At 63.6% G+C, this 20,143-nt stretch carries 17 protein-coding genes and 2 pseudogenes; 14 read left to right on the top strand and 5 right to left on the bottom strand.

The features are described 5' to 3' along the window. Positions 1-16: 16 nt before the first annotated feature. The 4 genes from QQK18_RS09980 to QQK18_RS09995 are packed head-to-tail and all read left to right on the top strand — an operon-like array spanning position 17 to position 4,804. On the top strand, positions 17-1,000 hold the full coding sequence (locus QQK18_RS09980; protein ID WP_284340188.1) for an ABC transporter permease: 984 nt from the start codon (positions 17-19) through the stop codon (positions 998-1,000). Positions 1,001-1,004: 4 nt separating this feature from the next. Beyond that, the gene (locus QQK18_RS09985; protein WP_284340189.1) at positions 1,005-2,144 is read left to right on the top strand and encodes an ABC transporter permease; all 1,140 of its coding nucleotides are present in this window, start codon (positions 1,005-1,007) and stop codon (positions 2,142-2,144) included. Between the two features lies 1 nt (position 2,145). Beyond that, complete coding sequence (locus QQK18_RS09990; RefSeq protein ID WP_284340190.1) at positions 2,146-3,879, top strand: dipeptide ABC transporter ATP-binding protein; 1,734 nt, start codon at positions 2,146-2,148, stop codon at positions 3,877-3,879. A 43-nt stretch (positions 3,880-3,922) separates the two neighbouring features. Then, positions 3,923-4,804, top strand: coding sequence for an SMP-30/gluconolactonase/LRE family protein (locus QQK18_RS09995; protein ID WP_284340191.1), 882 nt, complete (start codon positions 3,923-3,925; stop codon positions 4,802-4,804). Positions 4,805-4,843: 39 nt separating this feature from the next. On the opposite strand, the pseudogene QQK18_RS27515 reads toward QQK18_RS09995, so the two are convergent. The 3 genes and pseudogenes from QQK18_RS27515 to QQK18_RS10005 form a co-directional block, all read right to left on the bottom strand. Then, positions 4,844-4,945, bottom strand: a pseudogene (locus tag QQK18_RS27515) (IclR family transcriptional regulator); the annotation flags it as partial. A gap of 199 nt (positions 4,946-5,144) precedes the next feature. Further along, positions 5,145-5,228: pseudogene (locus tag QQK18_RS27520) on the bottom strand (hypothetical protein); the annotation flags it as partial. 88 nt (positions 5,229-5,316) lie between these two features. After that, a complete protein-coding gene (locus QQK18_RS10005) occupies positions 5,317-5,796 on the bottom strand; it encodes a COG4315 family predicted lipoprotein (protein ID WP_284340192.1) in 480 nt (159 codons plus the stop codon). Between the two features lie 256 nt (positions 5,797-6,052). Between QQK18_RS10005 and QQK18_RS10010 the strand changes: the two genes are divergently transcribed. The 3 genes from QQK18_RS10010 (at position 6,053) to QQK18_RS10015 (ending at position 7,926) form a co-directional block, all read left to right on the top strand. After that, a complete protein-coding gene (locus QQK18_RS10010) occupies positions 6,053-6,577 on the top strand; it encodes an SWFGD domain-containing protein (RefSeq protein WP_379993702.1) in 525 nt (174 codons plus the stop codon). A 29-nt stretch (positions 6,578-6,606) separates the two neighbouring features. Beyond that, positions 6,607-6,798 (top strand): BON domain-containing protein, encoded by a 192-nt coding sequence (locus QQK18_RS27525; RefSeq protein ID WP_379993746.1) that lies wholly within the window; start codon positions 6,607-6,609, stop codon positions 6,796-6,798. An 84-nt stretch (positions 6,799-6,882) separates the two neighbouring features. Next, entirely contained in the window at positions 6,883-7,926 is a 1,044-nt protein-coding gene (locus QQK18_RS10015; RefSeq protein ID WP_284340193.1) for a phospholipase D-like domain-containing protein, read from the top strand. 1 nt (position 7,927) lies between these two features. Here the strand turns inward: QQK18_RS10015 and QQK18_RS10020 are convergent, their stop codons facing one another. Next, a complete protein-coding gene (locus tag QQK18_RS10020; protein ID WP_284340194.1) occupies positions 7,928-8,623 on the bottom strand; it encodes an endonuclease/exonuclease/phosphatase family protein in 696 nt (231 codons plus the stop codon). A 267-nt stretch (positions 8,624-8,890) separates the two neighbouring features. On the opposite strand from QQK18_RS10020, the gene QQK18_RS10025 reads away from it, so the two are divergent. From QQK18_RS10025 to QQK18_RS10055, 7 genes are all read left to right on the top strand, one after another. After that, positions 8,891-9,244, top strand: a complete 354-nt coding sequence (locus QQK18_RS10025; protein ID WP_379993705.1) for a DUF2188 domain-containing protein — start codon at positions 8,891-8,893, stop codon at positions 9,242-9,244. A gap of 146 nt (positions 9,245-9,390) precedes the next feature. Next, positions 9,391-11,940 (top strand): NAD-dependent epimerase/dehydratase family protein, encoded by a 2,550-nt coding sequence (locus tag QQK18_RS10030; RefSeq protein ID WP_284340195.1) that lies wholly within the window; start codon positions 9,391-9,393, stop codon positions 11,938-11,940. A 423-nt stretch (positions 11,941-12,363) separates the two neighbouring features. Beyond that, on the top strand, positions 12,364-14,136 hold the full coding sequence (locus QQK18_RS10035; protein WP_284340196.1) for an ATP-binding protein: 1,773 nt from the start codon (positions 12,364-12,366) through the stop codon (positions 14,134-14,136). Then, positions 14,133-15,482, top strand: a complete 1,350-nt coding sequence (locus QQK18_RS10040) for a sigma-54-dependent transcriptional regulator (protein ID WP_284340197.1) — start codon at positions 14,133-14,135, stop codon at positions 15,480-15,482. Before QQK18_RS10035 ends, QQK18_RS10040 begins: the two co-directional genes overlap by 4 nt. A 207-nt stretch (positions 15,483-15,689) precedes the next feature. Continuing rightward, positions 15,690-16,655, top strand: a complete 966-nt coding sequence (locus QQK18_RS10045; RefSeq protein WP_284340198.1) for a TAXI family TRAP transporter solute-binding subunit — start codon at positions 15,690-15,692, stop codon at positions 16,653-16,655. Positions 16,656-16,733: 78 nt separating this feature from the next. Beyond that, positions 16,734-18,848, top strand: coding sequence for a TRAP transporter permease (locus QQK18_RS10050; RefSeq protein WP_284340199.1), 2,115 nt, complete (start codon positions 16,734-16,736; stop codon positions 18,846-18,848). Then, positions 18,845-19,240 (top strand): DUF1850 domain-containing protein, encoded by a 396-nt coding sequence (locus QQK18_RS10055; protein WP_284340200.1) that lies wholly within the window; start codon positions 18,845-18,847, stop codon positions 19,238-19,240. Before QQK18_RS10050 ends, QQK18_RS10055 begins: the two co-directional genes overlap by 4 nt. Before the next feature lie 6 nt (positions 19,241-19,246). On the opposite strand, the gene QQK18_RS10060 is transcribed toward QQK18_RS10055, so the two are convergent. Then, entirely contained in the window at positions 19,247-19,897 is a 651-nt protein-coding gene (locus QQK18_RS10060) for a GntR family transcriptional regulator (protein WP_284340201.1), read from the bottom strand. Between the last annotated feature and the right edge of the window lie 246 nt (positions 19,898-20,143).

Consider the following 20,143-nt stretch of genomic DNA (forward strand, 5'->3'; position numbering starts at 1 on the left):
AACCGGTGACCACGCAATGATAACCTATGTCATCCGCCGCTTGATCTGGGCGATACCATTTCTTTTCGCGGCATCCTTGGTCGCCTTTGCGCTGATCACCCTGCCGCCGGGCGATTATGTAACGACCATGGCGCAGACCCTGGCGGAGTCGGGCGATCAGGTCGATCAGGCCCGCCTCGCTGCTCTTCGCGCCCGGTACGGTCTCGATCAGCCCCTCATCGTTCAGTACTTCATGTGGATCGGCGGCGTATTGCAGGGCGATTTCGGGATGTCCTTCGAATGGAACCAGCCCGTTGCCGACCTGATCTGGGAAAGGCTCGGCCTGTCCTTCATCCTCGAATTCTCCACGCTGATTTTCGCCTGGGGCGTTGCCTTGCCCATTGGCGTCTATTCGGCGGTGCGGAAGTACTCCGTGGGCGACTACGTCGCTTCCGTCCTCGGCTTCCTGGGCCTTGCCCTGCCGAACTTCCTGATTGCGCTGGTGCTCATGTACATCGCGGTGGTGCATTTCGGCACTGACGTCACTGGCCTGTTTTCTCCGCAATATCGGGATGCACCCTGGTCGTGGGCAAAGTTCACCAACCTTCTCGCGCACCTCTGGATCCCGGTGATCATCCTGGGCACCAGCACAACCGCCAGCCTCATCCGAATTATGCGGGCCAATCTGCTGGACGAGCTGAGCAAACCCTACGTGGTCACCGCGCGCGCCAAGGGACTCTCGGAGTGGAAGCTCATTCTGAAGTACCCCGTGCGCCTGGCGCTCAACCCCTTCGTTTCGACGATCGGCTGGGCGTTCCCCCAATTGATTTCCGGCGCGGTGATCACAGCTTACGTGCTCTCCCTGCCAACCGCCGGTCCGTTGATGCTGCAGGCCTTGCTGGCCCAGGACATGTACCTGGCCGGCGCATTCATCCTGCTGCTCTGCTGTTTCTCGATCGTTGGCATGCTGATTTCCGACATCCTGCTGGCGCTCGTCGATCCAAGAATTCGGTTCCGGTGATCCAATGAACACCCTCGTAGACCCACGCGCCATCGCAATGAATCCAGACGCGCAGGCGTCACAATGGAAACTGACATGGAGAGCGTTTCGTAAGCACAAGCTCGCACTGGCAAGCCTCGTCATCGTGGTGCTTTTCTACCTGATCGGCGCATTCGCCGAGTTCGTGGCGCCGTTCGACCCGGAGTCCACGTCCTCGCGCAATATCTATCACCCGCCTCAGGGGATACATCTCATCGACTGGGGCGAGGATGGCAGCTGGGCAATACGACCCTACGTCCAGGGCATGACGATCAAACGCGATCCGATCTCGTTGAGCGCCACATATGAGCCCGACCCGAACCGGAAGATCTACCTCTCGCTTTTCGGACAGGGCCAGCCCTACACCATGTGGGGTCTGATCCAATCCGATCGGCATCTGCTCACGTCCGCCGACCTTGATGAGGCTTTCTTTCTGCTTGGAACCGACCGCCTCGGCCGGGACGTGCTGAGCCGTACCATCCACGGCGCCCGCATTTCCATGTCCATCGGCCTGATGGGCGTTACGCTCAGTCTGTTGATCGGCGTCTTTCTCGGCGGCGTTTCAGGCTATTATGGTGGAACGATCGACATGGTCGTCCAGCGTGTCGTGGAACTCATCCTTTCGCTGCCGACCATCCCCATCTGGCTCGGCCTCAGCGCTGCCCTGCCGCAGGACTGGTCCCCTCTCACGCGCTATTTCGCGATCACTGTGATCCTGTCGCTGGTTGGGTGGACCGAACTGGCGAGGGTCGTCAGAGGTCGATTCCTGTCGCTGCGAATGGAGGATTTCGTCATCGCCGCTCGTCTTGACGGTGGTAGTCAGGGGCGGGTGATCTTCCGACATATGCTGCCTTCGATGGCCAGCCACATCATTGCGTCGGTGACGCTCGCGATTCCTGCCATGATCATTGCCGAGACGGCCCTCTCCTTCATCGGCCTCGGACTTACGCCGCCCATCATTTCCTGGGGGGTCCTCCTCAAGGAAGCTCAGAACATCCGCTCGATTGCACAGGCGCCCTGGTTGTTCGCGCCTGGCGTCGCGGTTTGCATTGCGGTGCTGGCCTTCAACTTTCTCGGCGACGGCCTGCGTGATGCGGCCGATCCCTACACGAACGAAAGACACTGACATGGCCAACGAATCCGAAGCGGCCGCGTTGCCGATCCTCGAGATCGACGGTCTCGTCACCGAGTTCGCCACGTCAAGAGGCGCCTTCCGCGCCGTCGATGGTATCAGCCTGACGCTCCATCGCGGCAAGACCCTCTGCGTCGTTGGGGAAAGCGGGTCGGGCAAGAGCGTGATGGCGCGGTCCATCCTGCAGATCGTCGATCAGCCGGGACGCATCGTTGAAGGATCCATCGAGTTCAATGCCGTTCGCGGATCTGACCGGGTGATCGATCTGGCCAAGCTCGACCCCAGATCGAAGATCATGCGTGGGATACGCGGGCGCGACATTGCCATGATCTTCCAGGAGCCAATGAGCTCCCTATCCCCCGTCCATAAGATTGGGGATCAGGTGGGCGAGGTCATCCGCCTTCACGAGCGGCTCTCCAAGAAACAGGCCAAGGAGAAAACCGTCGAATTGCTCCGGAAGGTAGAAATCGCCAACCCCGAGTCAGCGGTCGACCGATACCCTTTCGAGTTTTCCGGTGGCATGCGCCAGCGCGCGATGATCGCCATGGCGCTCGCCTGCAATCCCAGCATCCTCATCGCCGATGAACCCACGACCGCGCTCGACGTTACAATCCAGGCCGAGATCCTTGCCTTGATCCGGTCGCTGCAGACGTCCAGCGACATGGCGGTGCTGTTCATCACTCATGATATGGGTGTCGTCGCCGAAATTGCCGATGAGATCGCAGTGATGCGCTTCGGCAAGGTTGTGGAGCAGGGCAACGTCTTCGAGGTGTTCGCCGAGCCAAAGCACCCCTACACACAAGGACTGCTGCAGTCGGTGCGCGACCTAGATCGTCCGTCTCCACGTCGCTTGGAGATGCGGCAAAGTAAACCGCTCGGGGAAGCGCGGCTGATCTCGCAGAAGGTGCGCAAGGAGTTTCCGTTGTCGTCGGGGTTCCTGGGTCGCAAGAAGGACGTGCTGATTGCCGTCAACGATGCCGACCTGGAACTCCTCTCCGGAGAAAATTTTGGCATCGTGGGCGAGAGCGGGTCCGGGAAGACCACCTTGGGGCGTTGCCTCCAGCGCATCTATAACGTCACATCCGGCAGCATTCTTTATCAGGACGAGACCGGCCAATCGATCGACCTCGCACCCCTGAAGGACCGCGAACTCAAGCAGCCGTGGCGCGACATCCGCATGGTCTTCCAGGACCCCTTCGCCTCGCTCAATCCTCGCATGACGGTGGGCCAGATCATTGCCGAGCCGCTGGTTACCGCCGGCGGCATGAGCGGCAAGGACATCGATGCGCGCGTTCGTGAACTGCTCGACCTGGTCGGGCTGCCATCGTCGGCCGCGTCGCGATATCCGCACGCTTTCTCCGGCGGTCAGCGCCAGCGCATCTCGATTGCGAGGGCAATCGCACCGAACCCGCGTGTGATCATCGCCGACGAAGCCACGTCGGCATTGGACGTAAGCTTGCGAACGCAGGTTTTGGACCTGTTGCTGGATCTTCAGGAGAAGCTCGATCTCAGCTTCATCCTGATCAGCCACGATATCTCGGTGATCCGCTACTTCTGCGACCGCATCGCAGTGATGTATCGGGGGCGGATCGTCGAGACCGGCCCCACGGAAGAGGTCTGCTCCAATCCGAGCCACGACTACACTCGATCCTTGCTCTCCGCTGTTCCGGTGGCCGATCCCACCAAGCGCGGAACGATGCAGCGGCTGCGCTATCGTGAGCAGGCCTGATTGTAGGACGTCAGTGAAATGGTAGCTCTCCGGAAGCGGGACCATGCGCGCGTTCGATAAGGTCGCAGCCACCCATTGCCGGGTCGGGGAGAGCCTGGTTTGGGATGGGGAAACGGAGGGCCTGCTGTGGTGCGATATCCATGCAGGCCGCATCTACCGACTGGATACCCGTACCCACGCGCTTGAGGAGTGGCAGCTTCCAGAGCGGATCGGATCGTTCGGATTGGCGGACGACGGCCGCTTGATCGTGGCTATGGTGTCTGGCGTCCATCTGTATGATCCGGCGAATGGCGTGCTGACTTTCCTTGTCGATCCCGAACCGGAACAGTCCGGCTTGCGACCGACGAACCGGCTCAACGATGGCAAGGTCGGTCCTGACGGCGCCTTCTGGGTGGGCAGTATGCATAGCGACGGGTTCACAGCCGCATTGTACCGGGTAACTGCGGATGGCCGGTCGGAGCGCAAAGTTTCCGGCCTCGGGACTTCCAATGGCCTGGCATTTTCGGCCGACGGCACAACGATGTTCCACTCGGACTCCAAGCAGTGCTGGATCGATCGCTACGATTTCGATGTGAGGACTGGCGACCTGTCGAACCGCACCCGGATCGCGTCTCCTGGAGAAGCCGAAGGGCGTCCCGATGGAGGAGCGACGGATATAGAAGGGCGCTATTGGAGTGCGGGCGTTTCGGCGCGCCGCATCAACTGCTTTGCTCCGGACGGAGCGTTGCTCACAAGCATGGTAGTTCCCCCGAAGCGTCCGACCATGCCGTGCTTTGGCGGCAATGACATGCGCACGCTCTATTTCACCAGCCTTCGCAACCCCAACGACGCGTCCGAGGATTGCGGTGATGTCTTCAGGACCAGAGTGGAGGTGCCGGGGGTCCCAGTGCCGAGGTTCCGCACGCGCGCCCATTCCGTAGGTTGAGATGATCGCGGTAATATCGGCCGGTGAATAGGTCGACAGCAGAGCCTTGCCCATGCCGGAGTTCACCATGAGCGTGCTGCCGCCTACGCGCGTGATCGCCCTCATGATCTCGCGGCTCTCCACTTGCGCCAGGAAGACCATTCGGCCGTCGATTGCGACTCCAAGATTGGCGCTTCGCGAGTCTGGTCGCGCAGACGGCGTAGGTACGGAAGCGAAGGGGCGACGAAGTTGCGTTGCTGCGAGAACGCCGAGCCGACCTGAAAAGCCTTGCGGCCCACGTGCCACAGCCCGTCGGTCTCTGGTCGAACTGCACGAATTGCCGCTTTTCGAGCGTCGTGAGGAGACGGTGCACGGTCGAAGGCGACAGCCCTGAGCGCGCTGCGAGACAGTGGGAGCGAAATTTCCCAATGATTACAGTGACCACCTATATCGCAATAGGCGCGCCACTTATTCCCGACATGCCGCGCTCAACTCGACCACGCGTTAGGGCCGAGTCGCAGCCTCCGGGCCGACTATTCCTCGTCCTCGATCGGCTCGCCCGAGGGGGTGAGAAGATACCAGCCGCCCCACTCGTCGTGGACGCCTTGGCCCTCCGTGTCTCCAGGGGCCCGGTCGTCATGGTAATAGTGGAGTGGCCAGCCGTTGTAGGTCACTTGCATGGTGCCGTCATCGCGCTCGATGGTTGACAGCAGTGAGGCATCAAGCTCATCGCCGGCCATAGGCTCGCCCGTAGCGGTCATGACCGGCCACTCCTCGATGCATTCGCCGGTGCAGGTACTGACGGCCTCGGCACCGTCGCCGCCCTGGGTGTCAGCCTCGAGCATATAGAGGCTCATGCCCTCGCCATCGACCACGTATTGACCAAATGGCTCCTTTTCGGAGATGGCGATCGTCGCGGTGCCGTCGTCTTGTGCGAGAGCCGCCAAGGGAACCGCGGCCGCCAGTGCAAGGCCGGCTGCGGCGCTCCAGGTTATGAAGTTGCGGTGTGTCATGATCTCCTCCTTTTTTGAGGTTGTCGGCGACCCCGCGGCAACAGTTGATAACGCGCAACATCCGGGCACAGTTGCGACTTGAGGGCATCAGCAACTCGCCGAGACCGGCTCGTCTCCAGGCGGACTCGGATGAACCACACGAGCAGCGGACGCGGCGCTTCTAAACCTTCTTAAGTCCCGGGAACTCCCGATCATTCCGACCTTCCGAAAACAGCCGCACTCGCGGCGTGACGTGAATCTGAGAAGGAGGACTGAAATGGCAGACGATCGATGGAGGGACGAGGGCTGGCGTCGCCGGGACGAGGGTTCTGACCGCTATCGGGAGGCGAGCGACTTCAACCGACGCCGCTACGGGCGAGGTTTTGGCGAAGGCGGGTACGGATACGAAGGTCGCGACTATGGGCGCTTCGGCGACATCGACTACGGCCCCGATTACGACCGCCGCTACGGCGATGATCGTCCCTACGGGAGCATGGGCGGGTACGGCCCTCCGTACGGGCGGGACTGGGCTGGCGGCCTGGGATACGGCCCCTATGGCCTCGGTTATGGAGAGCGCTACCGGGGTGGCCCCTATGGACAAGGATACGGGCGTGAAGGCTACGGTTGGCGGGGACGCGACTGGATGGACCGCGCTGGAGACGAAGTATCGTCATGGTTCGGCGATGACGAGGCGGCCCGTCGCCGCGAAATCGACCGGCGCCGCGGGGGCCATTACGGTCGCGGGCCAAGCGGCTACCGGCGCTCGGACGACCGTATCGCCGAAGCGTCAATGACCGGCTGACGGACGACTGGCGCCTGGATGCGAGCGCCATCTCGGTCAATGTCAGGGACGGCGAGGTGACGCTCAACGGCTCCGTCCACAGTCGCGAGGACAAGCGGCGAGCCGAAGATCTTGCCGACGATGTCTCCGGCGTCAGGAACGTGCAGAACAATCTGCGCGTTGAGATGTCTGGGCAGATGGAAGATCGTCAGGCCCGTTCTGGCACGGTGAGCACGCACTGATCGCGCCGAGCCCGGGCTTCGGCCCGGGCCTTCCTGCCTCGGTCGCCGGAGTGTTCCTGAGCGGGGGTCACTGATGGTGATGAGATGGAAAGGCAAAACGAGGCGGGACTAGTCGTTACGTCCATCCCGCGGGCAGAGCCGGCGTGGGAGCTCTTTCACTCCAACCGGACCGCCTGGACGGCGGCTTTCGGCTTGTGCGAGTCCGCAAGGCACAGCATCGCGATCGAGCAGTACATCTTCTCGCGCAAGGGCGTGGGTGACGACCTTCTTGACCTGCTCGCTTCAAGGGCGCGCGAGGGCCTGCGGGTTCGCGTGCTTGCCGATGCCTTCGGCAGCCAGCACCTTATCGACAGCGCACCGGCCAAGGCTTTGCGCAAAGCCGGTGGCGAGGTCGTGCACTTCCACGGCCTGCGCGATTTCGTGCGGGATCCCAGAACGCTCATGCACCGGCTGCACCGCAAGGCCGTGATCTGCGACGACGACAGCCTGCTGACCGGCGGCTCGTGCTTCTCGCCGCGCATGGTCGACTGGCGAGACACGATGGTGAGGGTCGATGGGCTGCTGGCGCGCGAGGCGCTGGCGGCTTTCGACGCGACCTGGTCCGCGGCCGAAGGGGGCAGGGGTCTGCCGCAAATTCCGGTTCGGGAACTGGATCCCCGCGCCTGGTCCTATCTGGTCAGTTGGCCCAAGTCGCCTGCCGGCAACGAGTATTACCGCCTGCTTCTCGAGCAGATCGGGGCGGCCCAGGCGAGCGTCGTGCTGACGACGCCCTATTTCCTGCCGGACAAGATCTTCGTGCAGTGCCTCCTGGACGCCGCTGCGAGAGGCGTGCGGGTCCGGCTTCTCCTTCCGGCCCACAGCGATCACCCGATGGTCGATCGGATCAGCAGCATCTTCACCCGAAAGCTGACGCAGGGGGGCGTCGAGGTGCACGGATATCTACCGGCGATGATGCACGCCAAGCTGGTCATCATCGACGCCGGCTTTGCTGCCGTCGGCAGCTTCAATCTCGGCTTAGACAGCTTCAGGATGAATTTGGAGGGTGCCGTCGCAACGGCCTCGCCCGATTTCATCTATGCCCTGACGGATCAGCTCGAACTGGATTTTTCCGTGTCCAAACGCATGTAGATCAGGCGATCGGGATCTCGACATCCGCCCATACCGGCAGGTGGTCGGATGCGAGCCGCGCCAGCTCCGTGTTGTGCACGCCCGCTCCCATGATGGTGACCTCCGGGCTGGTGATGATCCGGTCGAGGGGAAGGAGCGGCCACTTGGAATGAAAGCTCGGACCAGGCGCAACGACGTGGTGTTTGGCCTCGAAGCGACCGAGGCACCCCCAGCGCGTGTTCCACTCGTTGAGGTCTCCCATCATCACCAGGGACTTCTGCCGCTCGAGCGCGGAGATGTGCGCGAGGACCGTATCGGCCTGCCAATTCCGCCACAGCCCGACGAGGCCCAGATGCATGGCCACCACCCGAAAGTCGACGCCGTCGCAGGTGAGCTCCACAACGATCGCACCCCGCGGCTCTTCGAGGGCAGGCAGCGAGATGCACGTTGCCTGGTAGACGGTCACGTCCTCGCGCACCAGGACCATGTTGCCGCGCCACATGTACTGGCTCGGCCCCAAGAGAACCGCGTCATAGGAAAGCTGCGCGGCGTCGATTGCTTGCTCATGCGCGGCGAGCGAGGGCACGTCAGGATCGGTCTCCTGCACGGCAACGACGGCCGCATCGATCTCGCGCATGACCGCCAGGTTGCGCGAGAGATCCTTGCGTCGATCGGTGCCGACACCGCGGCGGATGTTGTAGGACGCAAAACGAAGCATGGCCTTTAAACACCGCCTCCGGTCGGCAGTTCCGCCCGCTGCCCAAACCTGCGTGGCCGTGACGTGATGTCGGACGACGTCCGTAACTGCGTCAAGGATGCCGACACGGAGGAGGCGGGCAGCACCCTCGGTACTCCATTGAGCACCCGGCAGGACTTCGCGTTGCTTCAGATTAGCGCGAGCAACCCCAGGGATTGCGATCGAGTTCGGGCAAGGCGAGGCGCGATGACGGAAAGCGTCCGTGTACGCAAGTGTTGGAGGCTGGAGATGGCCAAGGCCACCTATGAGATCGTCGAGCATAATGGCGGCTTCGCCTACCGAGTGGGCGACGTCTATTCTGAAACCTTCGCCACCCATCGGGCGGCGCACGAGGCCGCCGAGAGCGCAGCGCAGCGCCAGCAATTGGGCGGGAGCGACGAACAGATCCTTTACCAGGACGAAGACGGACGTTGGCGCGAGGAATTCGCACCGGGTGACCAGCGTCCGGACGCTGGCGTCGACGATCGCCTGCCGGCCGATAATGAGGCGCGCGACGCGCGGGGCCGGATCCTGGACGAAGACGAGGTGCCGAATCCCGACCGGGCGCCTCTGGGAGACCTCAACCACACCAAGCCACGCTGAACCCGGAGTCCGATGGCCGCTGGTGGCGACATCGGCGCAGCGATGCGTGGGCGTCCTCTACACCAAGGGATCGATTTGTTTGACTCGGGCGTTCGGACCAGGAACGACAGCACTGTCTGGCTGACACGCAAACTAAGGCGAAGAGTTTGGCCGCAGGCGACAAGGACACCGTCATCGTCACTGGCAGCGCGGGCTATATCGGCTCCAAGCTGGTTCTGGCGCTTGCGCGCAAGTACCGGGTCGTCGGGTTCGACCGCGATGTACCGCCGCATCCGCCACCCAACGCGGAATGCGTGTGCATCGATCTCACGCTGGACGACAGCGTCGAAGCCGCTTTTGCGCGAGTGCGGACCGCCTATGGGAAACGCATCGCCTCGGTCGTCCACCTTGCCGCCTATTTCGACCTCAGCGGCAAGGAGCACCCCCTCTATGACGCGGTGACCGTCGGGGGAACCCGACGGCTGCTGAAGGCGCTGCAGGGTTTCGACGTCGAGCAGTTCATCTTCGTCAGCACCATGCTGGTCCATGCTCCCGGGACACCCGGCCATCCGATCAACGAGGATTGGCCGCTTGATCCGAAGCTTCCCTATCGGGCCTCGAAGGCGCGTACCGAGGCGGCCATCGGTGAAGACCGGGGCGGCATCCCGGCGGTGATGTTGCGACCGGCCGGTGTCTACGACGACATGTGCCATTCGGCCTTTCTGTCGCAGCAGATTGCCCGCATTTACGAGAAAGAGCTGATCAGCCACGTCTACCCCGGCGATCTCGACACAGGGCAGCCTTTCCTCCACCTCGACGACCTGACGGACGCGGTGCTGCGCACGATCGCGCGACGCGCCGACTTGCCTCCCGAAGTGCCGATCCTTCTGGGGGAGAGCCGGGCCCTTACGTTCCAGCAACTCCAGGACCGGATCGGACAGCTGATCTATGGTGAGGGCTGGCAGACCCTCTCGATTCCCAAGCCTCTCGCGCGCGCCGGTGTCTGGGTCGAGAACGAGGTTCTGGAGGAAGACACGTTCATCCAGCCGTGGATGGTCGACACCTCCGACGACCACTACGAACTCGACATCTCCCGCGCAAAGGAAACGCTGGGCTGGAAGCCCAAACATTTCGTGGGCGAGCGTCTGCCGGTGATGATCGAGGCGCTCAAGGCCGATCCGGTGGGCTGGTACAAGGCCAATGGCCTGAATTCCGCCCCCATCACCGATCAGGCACTGACGCAGGATGATGGGCAAGAGGAGCAAGCGGAGGCAGACCCGGTCACTCATCATCGCATGATGCATGAGCATGATGCCGAGATGGAGCGAATGCACTTCGGCATGCTCTGGGTGCACTTTCTCAATATGCTCCTGGGGCTGTGGCTCGCGACCAGCCCGTTCGTGTTCGACACCTTCGATCCGCCGGCCTTTTCGGATGCCGTCATGCGGGTGACCGAGGAGCGCGGGCTGTGGGATCCGGCGCTGCGAAGCTCCATGAACGCCTGGAGCGATGTCGTCAGCGGCCTGCTGATCATCGGCTTCGCCACACTTTCCCTCTCGCGCAAACTCGCATGGGCGCAGTGGGGCACGGCGGCCGTCGGGACATGGCTGCTGTTCGCGCCGCTGATCTTCTGGACGCCGAGCGCGGCGACCTATGCCAACGACACCCTGATCGGAGCGCTGGTCATCGCCTTCTCCATCCTCGTGCCGATGATGCCCGGCATGGCCATGGAAGGCATGATGGACGATAGCGACATGCCTCCGGGTTGGACCTATTCCCCCTCGACCTATCTGCAGCGGCTGCCGATCATTGCCCTCGGTGCCATCGGATTCGTGCTGGCGCGGGTGCTTGCGGCGTACCAGCTCGGCCATGTCGATGGCGTGTGGGAGCCGTTCTTCGGCGGGGAAGGCGGGCTCAACGGCACCGAAGAGATCATCACCTCCGACGTCTCCAAGGCTTGGCCGATCGCCGATGGCGGACTGGGGGCGACCACATACATGATCGAGATCCTGATGGGCGTCATGGGCGGCCGCTCGCGCTGGCGAACCATGCCCTGGATGGTGCTGTTGTTCGGCATCGTCGTCGTCCCGCTCGGCGTCGTCTCGATCTACTTCATCATCATCCAGCCGATCGTCATCGGCACCTATTGCACCATCTGCCTGTTGGCGGCCGTCGCGATGCTGATCATGATCCCCTATGCCCTCGACGAGCTCGTCGCCATGGGACAATTCCTGATGCAAAGCCATCGGCGCGGTGAACCGTTCGTCAGGACCTTCCTGATGGGCGGTGCCGACCCCAATGGCGGCAAGGAATTCCAGGCGAGTTTTGGCGATGGCGCCGGTCCGGCGGCAATCTCTGCCATGCGCGGTGTGACACTGCCCTGGACACTGGTTGCATCGTGCCTGGTCGGCGTCTGGCTGATGTTCAGCCCGCTGACATTGGGAACATCGGGGCCGATGGCCGACAGCGACCATTTGACCGGTGCGCTGGTCATCACCGTCGCGGTGATCGCCATGGCTGAAGTCGCGCGGCCGCTACGCTTCATCAACCTGGCCTTCGGCCTTTGGCTACTCGTCGCCCCATGGATCCTCGCCGGTGAGAGCATGATCGCGGCAGTTGTCGGTGTCCTGGCCGGCCTGATTCTGATCGGCCTGTCACTGCCGCGCGGAACCCGCAGCCGAGAGCATTATGGGAGCTGGGACCGGTTCATTGTCTGAGGTTCGGTCGTTTTGGCTTTGCGTCCGCTGATAATCGCGCTCCAGGACGCGTCGCGTTCAACGCAGGTGTCTTATCCACGCGGCGATCCCGAGCGCGACAAGTGCGAGAATGAGCAACCAGAACAGGCCATTCCCCACATCATGCCGCCCATGCCGGACGCGGCATCCATCTCACCTGCTCCTGGCCGCTTAATCGATAGGTTCGTTGGACAGGGCCGGAGCTCTAGCCCTGTCGCGCCGCAGCCGGTCGGCGCGCTCAGTCCCGCATGCCACCGGACTGGCCGGGTAGCATCCGCCAGCCGCAAGGCCGATTGCAGATTGACTCTCCGTGCTTTCGGCGTCTGCATGTCCTAAAAAGCGTTGGGCCGCTCAGGGAGGAGTACGCAGCTGTTCGGTTCGGCAGCACGCAATAGTCGCAGCCTGATGCTCGTGGGCCTGATCGGGCTCGCGGTCGCTTTGCTCTGCATCCCAGTTTGGCTTCTTGCTATCCGCAACGGAACCCTCCGAGCCGAACGTGAGCTGCAGGACCGCCTGACGATCAGCCTGCGCGCTGTGGAAAGCGAGATCGAACGCTTCCGTTACCTGCCGGGGGTCGTTGGCCAGGACGGGCGTATCCGCGCGCACTTGCGTGGCAGCGACCCTCCCGGTGAGGCCAACCGCTATCTTCAGGCCGTTCGGGAAATGTCGGGCGCCGACGAGATTTATGTTCTCGATACGAACGGGCTGACGCTTGCCGCCAGCAACTGGTCGGAGCCAGGCAGCTTCGTTGGCAACAACTACAGTTTCCGCCCCTATTTCAGCCAGGCCATCGCGAGTGGGGAGGGGCGCTATTACGCCGTGGGCGTGACCACGGGGATACCCGGCTATTTCCTTTCGGAAAGGGTCGACGACGCTGGGGAACCGATCGGCGTGGTGGTCGTCAAGGTCGATATGTCCCCACTCGAGCAGGCCTGGGCGAAGGCCGGCGAGATGACGGGCATCGCCGACGGTTCGGGTATCGTTTTCCTCGCCGGCAACCCCACTTGGCGCTATCGGCCGCTCTATCCGCTCTCGGCTGAAGCCGGGGCCGTCATCGCCGAGGAGCGCACCTACGAGGGCATCGACGTCGTCAATCGCCCGCCGCTCGCCTCCGCGCCTTTGCCGGACGTCGGCGCCACGGGGATTTCCATGGAGGACGGCGACCTGTTGGTCGATGCCGTCGCTGTCGAGCCGGACGGCTGGCTGGTCTTCTCGGCCCTGCCGTTGCATCCCGTCAACGAGGAGGCACGCCTGGTCACGACGCTGGCGGCACTCACGGCCATGCTCGTCTCGGCCGTCGCCCTCTTCCTTTGGCAGCGCCGGCAACTCACGCGCATCAAGCTCGAGCAGAACGCCGTGCTCGAACGTCGGGTCGCCGAGCGCACCCGCGAACTCGCCCACGAGATCGAGGTGCGCAAGCGCGCCGAGACGGAGCTGCGCGAAACCCACGATAGCCTCATTCACGCCGCGCGCCTTGCCGCGCTCGGACGCATGTCGACAGCCATCGTCCACGAGGTCAGCCAGCCGCTCGCCGCGCTCGACAGCAGGCTTGCAGCCGCCGGTCTTCACGCAGAACGCAACGCCATGCCCGAGGTGCGCAAGAACCTGCAGTCCGGCCGCGATCTCTTGAAGCGCATGAAGCGCACCGTCACGCATCTCAAGACATTCTCTTCGCGGCAGGACCCGGTGCGACCCGAGCCGGTCGACATCGCCCAGGTGGTCGAGGCGGTTTGCGATATCGTCGAACCCAAGGCGAGGGAAGCCGGTATTGCGCTCGATGTGGGGGCTATGGCAGGGCTTCCGGCGGTCGCCGGCAACCCGATCCGGCTCGAACAGGTGTTCATCAACCTCATGCTCAACGCCATCGACGCGACACGCGCTGCCGGAAACGATCACGTGAGCATTGCGGCATCGTCGAAGGGCACGTGTGTCGCGGTCGAGATCGCCGACACCGGCGCCGGCATACCCGAGGACGTGCGCGAGCGGATTTTCGAGCCGTTCTTTACCACCAAGACCACGGGGGAAGGTCTTGGCCTCGGCCTCTCGATCACCCGCACCATCATCGAGGAATATGGCGCAACGCTTTCCTTTGCGTCGAGGCAAGAAGGCGGCGGTACCCTGACCACCGTCGAGCTGCCCGTTCACGTGTCGAAACGGCAGGCGGAGCCGGTCGCGTGACGGACCGCGGGGTGATCGCCTTCATCGATGACGAGCCCGAACTCTGCGAGGCCGCAAGCGAGTGGCTGAGCGTCTCGGGATTTGCCGTCGAAACCTTCAGCGACTCCGGCGAGGCGCTGAGGCGCATTGATCCGCGCCAGTGCGATTGCGTCGTGACCGATCTGCGGATGCCGGGCGCTGGTGGCCTCGATGTGCTGGCACGCATGCAGAAGGCGGACCGCGACCTGCCAGTCATCCTCCTGACCGGCCATGGCGACGTGCAGATGGCCGTCGAGGCCATGCAGGCCGGCGCCTACGATTTCATCGAAAAGCCCTACGACGCCGAGCGGCTGGTGGCCGTGCTCGACCGGGCGGTCGAGCGGCGACGCTTGCGGGGCGAGGTTCACCGGCTGCAATCGGCCCTGGGCGGCGAGGCGGCGCTGGAGGACCGGTTGGTCGGCATCTCGCCGGCCATCGTCGATGTCCGCCGCCGCATCGCCCAGCTCGCAGACGTCGATGTCGACCTGTTGATCCGCGGCGAAACCGGCACCGGCAAGGAGGTGGTGGCGCGTGCACTGCACGATCTCGGTCGCCGGGCCAAGGGCAATTTCGTCGCCATAAACTGCGCCGCCATACCCGAGACGATCTTCGAAAGCGAGATATTCGGCCACGAGCGCGGCGCTTTCACCGGCGCGGGTGCCGAGCGGATCGGCAAGTTCGAGTTCGCGTTGGGCGGCACGATCTTTCTCGACGAGATCGAGTCCATGCCACTGGCCCTGCAGGCCAAGGTGCTGCGCGCCATCCAGGAGCGCAGCATCGAGCGCCTGGGCTCCAACCGCGCCATTCCGCTCGACGTGCGCTTCATCGCTGCGAGCAAGCTCGACCTCAAGGCCGAAAGCGATGCCGGCCGCTTTCGCGCCGACCTCTACTTTCGCCTCGGCACCGTCGAGATCGATCTGCCGCCGCTGCGCGAGCGGCGGGAGGACGTTGCGCTGCTCTTTACCCTCTTTGCCGCCGAAGCCGCCCGGCGGTTCTCCCGCGAGGCGCCCGAGTTCGGCCACGCGTTGCTCGCCGACCTGCGAGCTGCACCCTGGCCGGGCAATGTGCGCGAACTCAAGGCCGCAGCCGATCGCGCCGTTCTGGGGCTTGCCGAGAACGTGGCAAGCACCGCCTCCGGCATCGAGCGTGGTGAGGGGACCCTCGCCGAGAAAGTCGCGCACTTTGAAGCCGAGCTGATCGCCGAGGCCCTGCGCACCGCTAACGGTTCCACCGCTGAAGCTGCCGAAATCCTCGGCCTGCCGCGCCGCACGCTGAACGAGAAGATCGCCCGCTATAGCCTGCGCGATATGGCCGAAACCGGACGGTGATCCTGGCGGAATTCCGCCAGGAGGCTGCCGGTTTGGCGGATTCTTGCCCGAAAACAGCGGGACATTTTGTCGAGTGCGTCAGCAACCTATTGTGAAAAGGCGACTTTTGTTTCCGCCAGGCGCTTGGCACGCGCCTTGCTGGACAGAAGCGACCGGCTCGCCGAGGAAGCGGCCGGCAGTCAACTTGCATGCAAGGGAGGAAATTGCATGACCTTCAAATCCGCTAAAACCTATGCCGGCCTGCTCGTCGGCGCCACCATGGCGCTCGGCGCGATGGCGGGCGGTGCCCAGGCCCAGCAGCAGTTCATCAACGTGCTGACCGGCGGCACATCCGGCGTCTACTATCCGCTCGGCGTCGCTCTTTCGGAAATTTATGCCGAAAACATCGAGGGCGTACGCACGCAGGTGCAAGCGACCAAGGCCTCGGTCGAGAACCTCAACCTGCTGCAGGATGAGCGGGGCGAGATCGCGTTTGCGCTCGGCGATTCCGTCAAGCTCGCCTGGGACGGCGACGCGGAAGCCGGGTTCAGCGAGCCGCTGTCGGAACTGCGCGCCATTGCCGCCATCTATCCCAACTACATCCAGATCGTCGCCTCGGCCGAGTCGGGCATCGAGACGCTGGCCGACCTTGCCGGCAAGCGTGTCTCGGTCGGCGCGCCCAAATCCGGTACCGAACTCAACGCGCGCGCCATCCTTGCGGCGGCCGGCATGAGCTATGAGGACTTTGCTCAGACCGAATATCTGCCCTATGCGGAGTCCGCCGAGCTCATCAAGAACCGTCAGCTCGACGCAACGCTGCAGTCCTCGGGCCTCGGCGTGGCCTTCATCAAGGATCTGGCCGCTTCGCTCGACATCAACATCGTCGAAATCCCCGCGTCGGTCGTGGAATCCATCGGCGCGCCCTATGTGCCGAGCGTCATTCCCGCCGGCACCTATAGCGGCCAGGACGCGGACGTCAGCACAGCCGCCATCGGCAACGTGCTGGTGACGCATGCCGGCGTCGACGAGGAGACGGCTTATCAGATGACCAAGCTCCTCTTCGAAAACCTCGACTCGATGACCGCTGCCCATAGTGCAGCCGCCGGAATCACGCCCGAGGGGGCACAGACCGGCCTCACCATTCCGCTGCATCCGGGTGCCGAGCGCTACTACAAGGAAGCCGGCTTGATGTAGTCTGCCGGAAAGTCCGGCGTCCGGGCTTGTCCCGGACGCCACGCTGTTTCGCGCTGCCGTGCTTTGGGAGGACTTGGAATGACGCGCGACGACACCGGCTCAGCGGCTGTGCCGCTGGAGGCCGTAACCTTTCACGATCCCCTGGCCAGGGGTTTCCCGTCGACCCGAGAGGGCAGGGTGCTGTTCTGGCTGGCCGTGGTCTTCTCGATCTTCCAGATCGTCACCGCGATGCATCTCGTGGCCCTGCCCAGCATCGTCGTGCGGGCCTTCCACGTCGGCTTCCTGCTGGCGCTGGCCTTCCCACTGATCGCGGCAAGCCGCGATGCCGGGCCGGTGATGAAAGCCATCGCCTGGGCCTTCGCCGTCGCCGGTTTCGGTGTCGCCGTCTATCAGTTCGTCGAATATGGGCCGCTGATCGTGCGGGCCGGCGACCCGACGAGCCTCGATCTTGTTGTCGGGGTCATCGCGCTGGTGACGCTCTTTGCCGCCGCCTGGCTCATCATGGGGCCGGCGCTGCCGATCATCTGCGGGGTGTTCCTCCTCTACTGCCTCTTCGGACAGTACCTGCCCTCGCCGATCAACCACCGCGGTTACGACTTCGAGCAAGTGATCGACCACATGGCCTTCGGGACCGAAGGCATCTACGGCATTCCGACCCTTGTTTCCTCGACCTACATCTTCCTCTTCATCCTCTTCGGCTCGTTCCTCGAGCGCGCGGGGATGATCAAGCTCTTCACCGATGTCTCGCTCGGCCTCGTCGGCCATTCCCAGGGTGGGGCGGCCAAGGTCGCAGTGATCTCCTCAGGGCTGATGGGTACCATTTCCGGCTCGGGCGTCGCCAATGTCGTCACCACCGGTCAGTTCACGATTCCCTTGATGAAACGCTTCGGCTATCGCCCCGCCTTTGCCGGCGGGGTCGAGGCGACGTCGTCGATGGGCGCGCAGTTGATGCCGCCGGTGATGGGCGCCGTCGCCTTCATCATGGCCGAGACGCTTGGCGTCGAATACATCGAGGTGGTCAAGGCCGCCATCATTCCGGCCATTCTCTATTTTCTTTCCGCGTTCTGGATGGTGCATCTGGAAGCGGGCCGGCGTGCGCTCTACGGCCTGCCGCGCAGCGAACTGCCCTCGCCGCTCGCCGCTCTCAAGGCTCAGTGGTATCTGGTGCTGCCGCTCGCAGCGCTGATCTTCCTGCTGTTTTCGGGCTACACCCCGCTCTACGCCGGCACCATCGGCCTGGCGCTGACCGTGCTGCTGATCCTCGGCGGATCGGTGGCGCTGCGCCTGCCCGGCCGGGTCATCCGGCTGATCTTCTGGATCGGGCTTGGCCTGATCGCCGCCGCGCTTTTGCGTTTCGGCACCTATGTCATCGTTGCGGCGGTGCTGGCGCTGATCGCCCTCAACGTGTTCTCCAGGAGCGGCCGGGAGACATTGGCGATCTGCCGGGATTCGCTGGCCGAGGGCGCCCGCACAGCGCTCCCGGTCGGCATTGCCTGCGCCATCGTCGGTATCATCGTCGGCACCATGACGCTGACCGGCATGGCCAACACATTCGGCCAGTTTATCGTCCATGTCGGCGAGACCAACCTCTTCCTGTCGCTGGTGTTGACCATGGTCACCTGCCTGCTGCTCGGCATGGGTATTCCGACGGTTCCCAACTACATCATTACCGCGACCATTGCCGGTCCGGCGCTGTTGCAGCTGGGCGTGCCGCTGCTCGTCAGCCACATGTTCGTCTTCTACTTCGGTATCCTGGCCGATCTCACCCCGCCAGTGGCGCTGGCCTGCTTTGCGGCCGCGCCCATCGCCAAGGAGAACGGGCTCCGGATTTCGCTCGAGGCGGTCAAGATCGCTGCGGCCGGCTTCGTCATTCCCTATATGGCCGTGTTCACTCCGGCGCTGATGCTCCAGGACGGCGGCGAGCTGACGACCGCCATCGGCTTCGTGCCGGCGGTAGTCTATATCGTCCTCAAGACGATGCTGGCCGTCGGCCTTTGGGGCATCGCCGTCGTCGGCTTCCTCTATCGCCGGATCGGCTGGCCCGAACGCGCCGTGGCGATGGTCGCCGCCTTTCTCCTCGTCACCGCGTTGCCGGTGACCGACGGCCTCGGTTTCGTTCTGGCCGCCGCGTTCCTTGGCTGGCAGGTTGTCGGGGCGAGGCGCAGCCAAGCGGCGCCGGCCGGCCCCAAATGAGTGAGCCGCTTTGCATTCTGACGGCGGGCAAAGTCCTCACCCTCGCCGTCAGCGCGTTCACCCTGTCCTGGACCCACACGGTCGAGCGCACGCAGTGGTGGGAACAATGGCAGGTTCTCGAGGGCGGGTTGAAGGTGACGCAGGCAAAAGTGCAAGGCTCCGGGGCGGGTATCGAACCGCCCGAGAATGCGACGTCCACAGGGGATGGCTGGATCTACGAGCCAACCGTGCCCCCGGTCGAGCAGCTCGTTCTTGCCGCGTCCGGCGCGGGTCATTCCGTTTGGCGCCTGTGCGCGGACAACCAGTGCCTGACACTCGGCGCGCAAAGCTCAGACCCGATCAAGCTATGGACTGGCGAAAACGGCGCGTGCGCTGCTCGACAGCGGTCGTAAGTGTTCTCAGATCCTCTTGGACTGGACGAAAAGGTACTCCATCAACTCCCTCATGGCCGCTGAGGCTCTCTCGGGATCGCCGGAGACGATGGCCTTGCAGGCCGCGACATGATGCTCGGCGCATTCGACCACGCCATCGGCGCCATGATAGTGGTACCAGAAGCGCCGCGAGTGGGCCTCGAGCGGAGACAGGGCCCGGGGCAGGAACGAGTTTGCCGCTGCGCTGCTGATGGCGGCATCGAGAACCTTGTCTTCCCAAAGAAACGCGCTGACGTCATTGCGCTGTGCAGCGTCGACCATGCGTTGAGCGCTTGCCGTTATGATCTCGCGATCGTGGGGCCCCGCATAACGGGCGGCCGAGCGCGCCAGCAGCGGCTCGAGGGTCAGCCGCGGTTCGATGGCGCGCGGATAGTCCTCGGGTCGAATCTCGGCGATCTTGATGCCGAGACGTGGGTGGATTTCCACCAGGCCCTCCAGATGCAGGCGCTGCAACGCTTCGCGCACTGGGGTGCGCCCGAAGCCGACGGCTTCGATGATGGTCTTCTCGGTCAGCATCGCGCCCGGGCGAAACTCCAAGAGGACGATCTTGGCTTCGATGGCCAGATACGCGTTTCGCAACTGAGGCAGGGAAGGTTGAGTGTTCAAGACCGTGCTCATGAAATTGCGCCGACCCGGCAGCAACATATCCGCGCCGGTGGCTTGCTTGAGAAGGCGTGCTCGTCATCCGCCGCGGACAGACAACCTGGTGCCTTGAACCTGTCTTGAAGGAGATCAGGCCGGGCGACGCAGCCGGTAGAATCCTGTCGGGTGACTGAACCAGTTCCTAGCATACTTAAAATATATCCAACGCGCGAGCACCCTGCCTCCAGCAGTATGACCCTTTCCGCAGCTAGATTCAATCTT

Origin of the sequence: Devosia nitrariae (assembly GCF_030160115.1) — a bacterium.
In the GTDB taxonomy this organism is placed as follows: domain Bacteria; phylum Pseudomonadota; class Alphaproteobacteria; order Rhizobiales; family Devosiaceae; genus Devosia; species Devosia nitrariae.

What these genes read in the sequence shown, in the direction of transcription:
- QQK18_RS09985 (WP_284340189.1), top strand. Translation starts at nt 1,005, where the DNA reads ATGAACACCCTCGTAGACCCACGCGCCATCGCAATGAATCCAGACGCG.
- QQK18_RS09995 (WP_284340191.1), top strand. Translation starts at nt 3,923, where the DNA reads ATGCGCGCGTTCGATAAGGTCGCAGCCACCCATTGCCGGGTCGGGGAG.
- QQK18_RS09990 (WP_284340190.1), top strand. Translation starts at nt 2,146, where the DNA reads ATGGCCAACGAATCCGAAGCGGCCGCGTTGCCGATCCTCGAGATCGAC.
- QQK18_RS10035 (WP_284340196.1), top strand. Translation starts at nt 12,364, where the DNA reads ATGCTCGTGGGCCTGATCGGGCTCGCGGTCGCTTTGCTCTGCATCCCA.
- QQK18_RS10010 (WP_379993702.1), top strand. Translation starts at nt 6,053, where the DNA reads ATGGCAGACGATCGATGGAGGGACGAGGGCTGGCGTCGCCGGGACGAG.
- QQK18_RS10025 (WP_379993705.1), top strand. Translation starts at nt 8,891, where the DNA reads ATGGCCAAGGCCACCTATGAGATCGTCGAGCATAATGGCGGCTTCGCC.
- QQK18_RS10045 (WP_284340198.1), top strand. Translation starts at nt 15,690, where the DNA reads ATGACCTTCAAATCCGCTAAAACCTATGCCGGCCTGCTCGTCGGCGCC.
- QQK18_RS10015 (WP_284340193.1), top strand. Translation starts at nt 6,883, where the DNA reads ATGGAAAGGCAAAACGAGGCGGGACTAGTCGTTACGTCCATCCCGCGG.
- QQK18_RS10050 (WP_284340199.1), top strand. Translation starts at nt 16,734, where the DNA reads ATGACGCGCGACGACACCGGCTCAGCGGCTGTGCCGCTGGAGGCCGTA.
- QQK18_RS10055 (WP_284340200.1), top strand. Translation starts at nt 18,845, where the DNA reads ATGAGTGAGCCGCTTTGCATTCTGACGGCGGGCAAAGTCCTCACCCTC.
- QQK18_RS09980 (WP_284340188.1), top strand. Translation starts at nt 17, where the DNA reads ATGATAACCTATGTCATCCGCCGCTTGATCTGGGCGATACCATTTCTT.
- QQK18_RS10005 (WP_284340192.1), bottom strand. Translation starts at nt 5,796, where the DNA reads ATGACACACCGCAACTTCATAACCTGGAGCGCCGCAGCCGGCCTTGCA.
- QQK18_RS10020 (WP_284340194.1), bottom strand. Translation starts at nt 8,623, where the DNA reads ATGCTTCGTTTTGCGTCCTACAACATCCGCCGCGGTGTCGGCACCGAT.
- QQK18_RS10060 (WP_284340201.1), bottom strand. Translation starts at nt 19,897, where the DNA reads ATGAGCACGGTCTTGAACACTCAACCTTCCCTGCCTCAGTTGCGAAAC.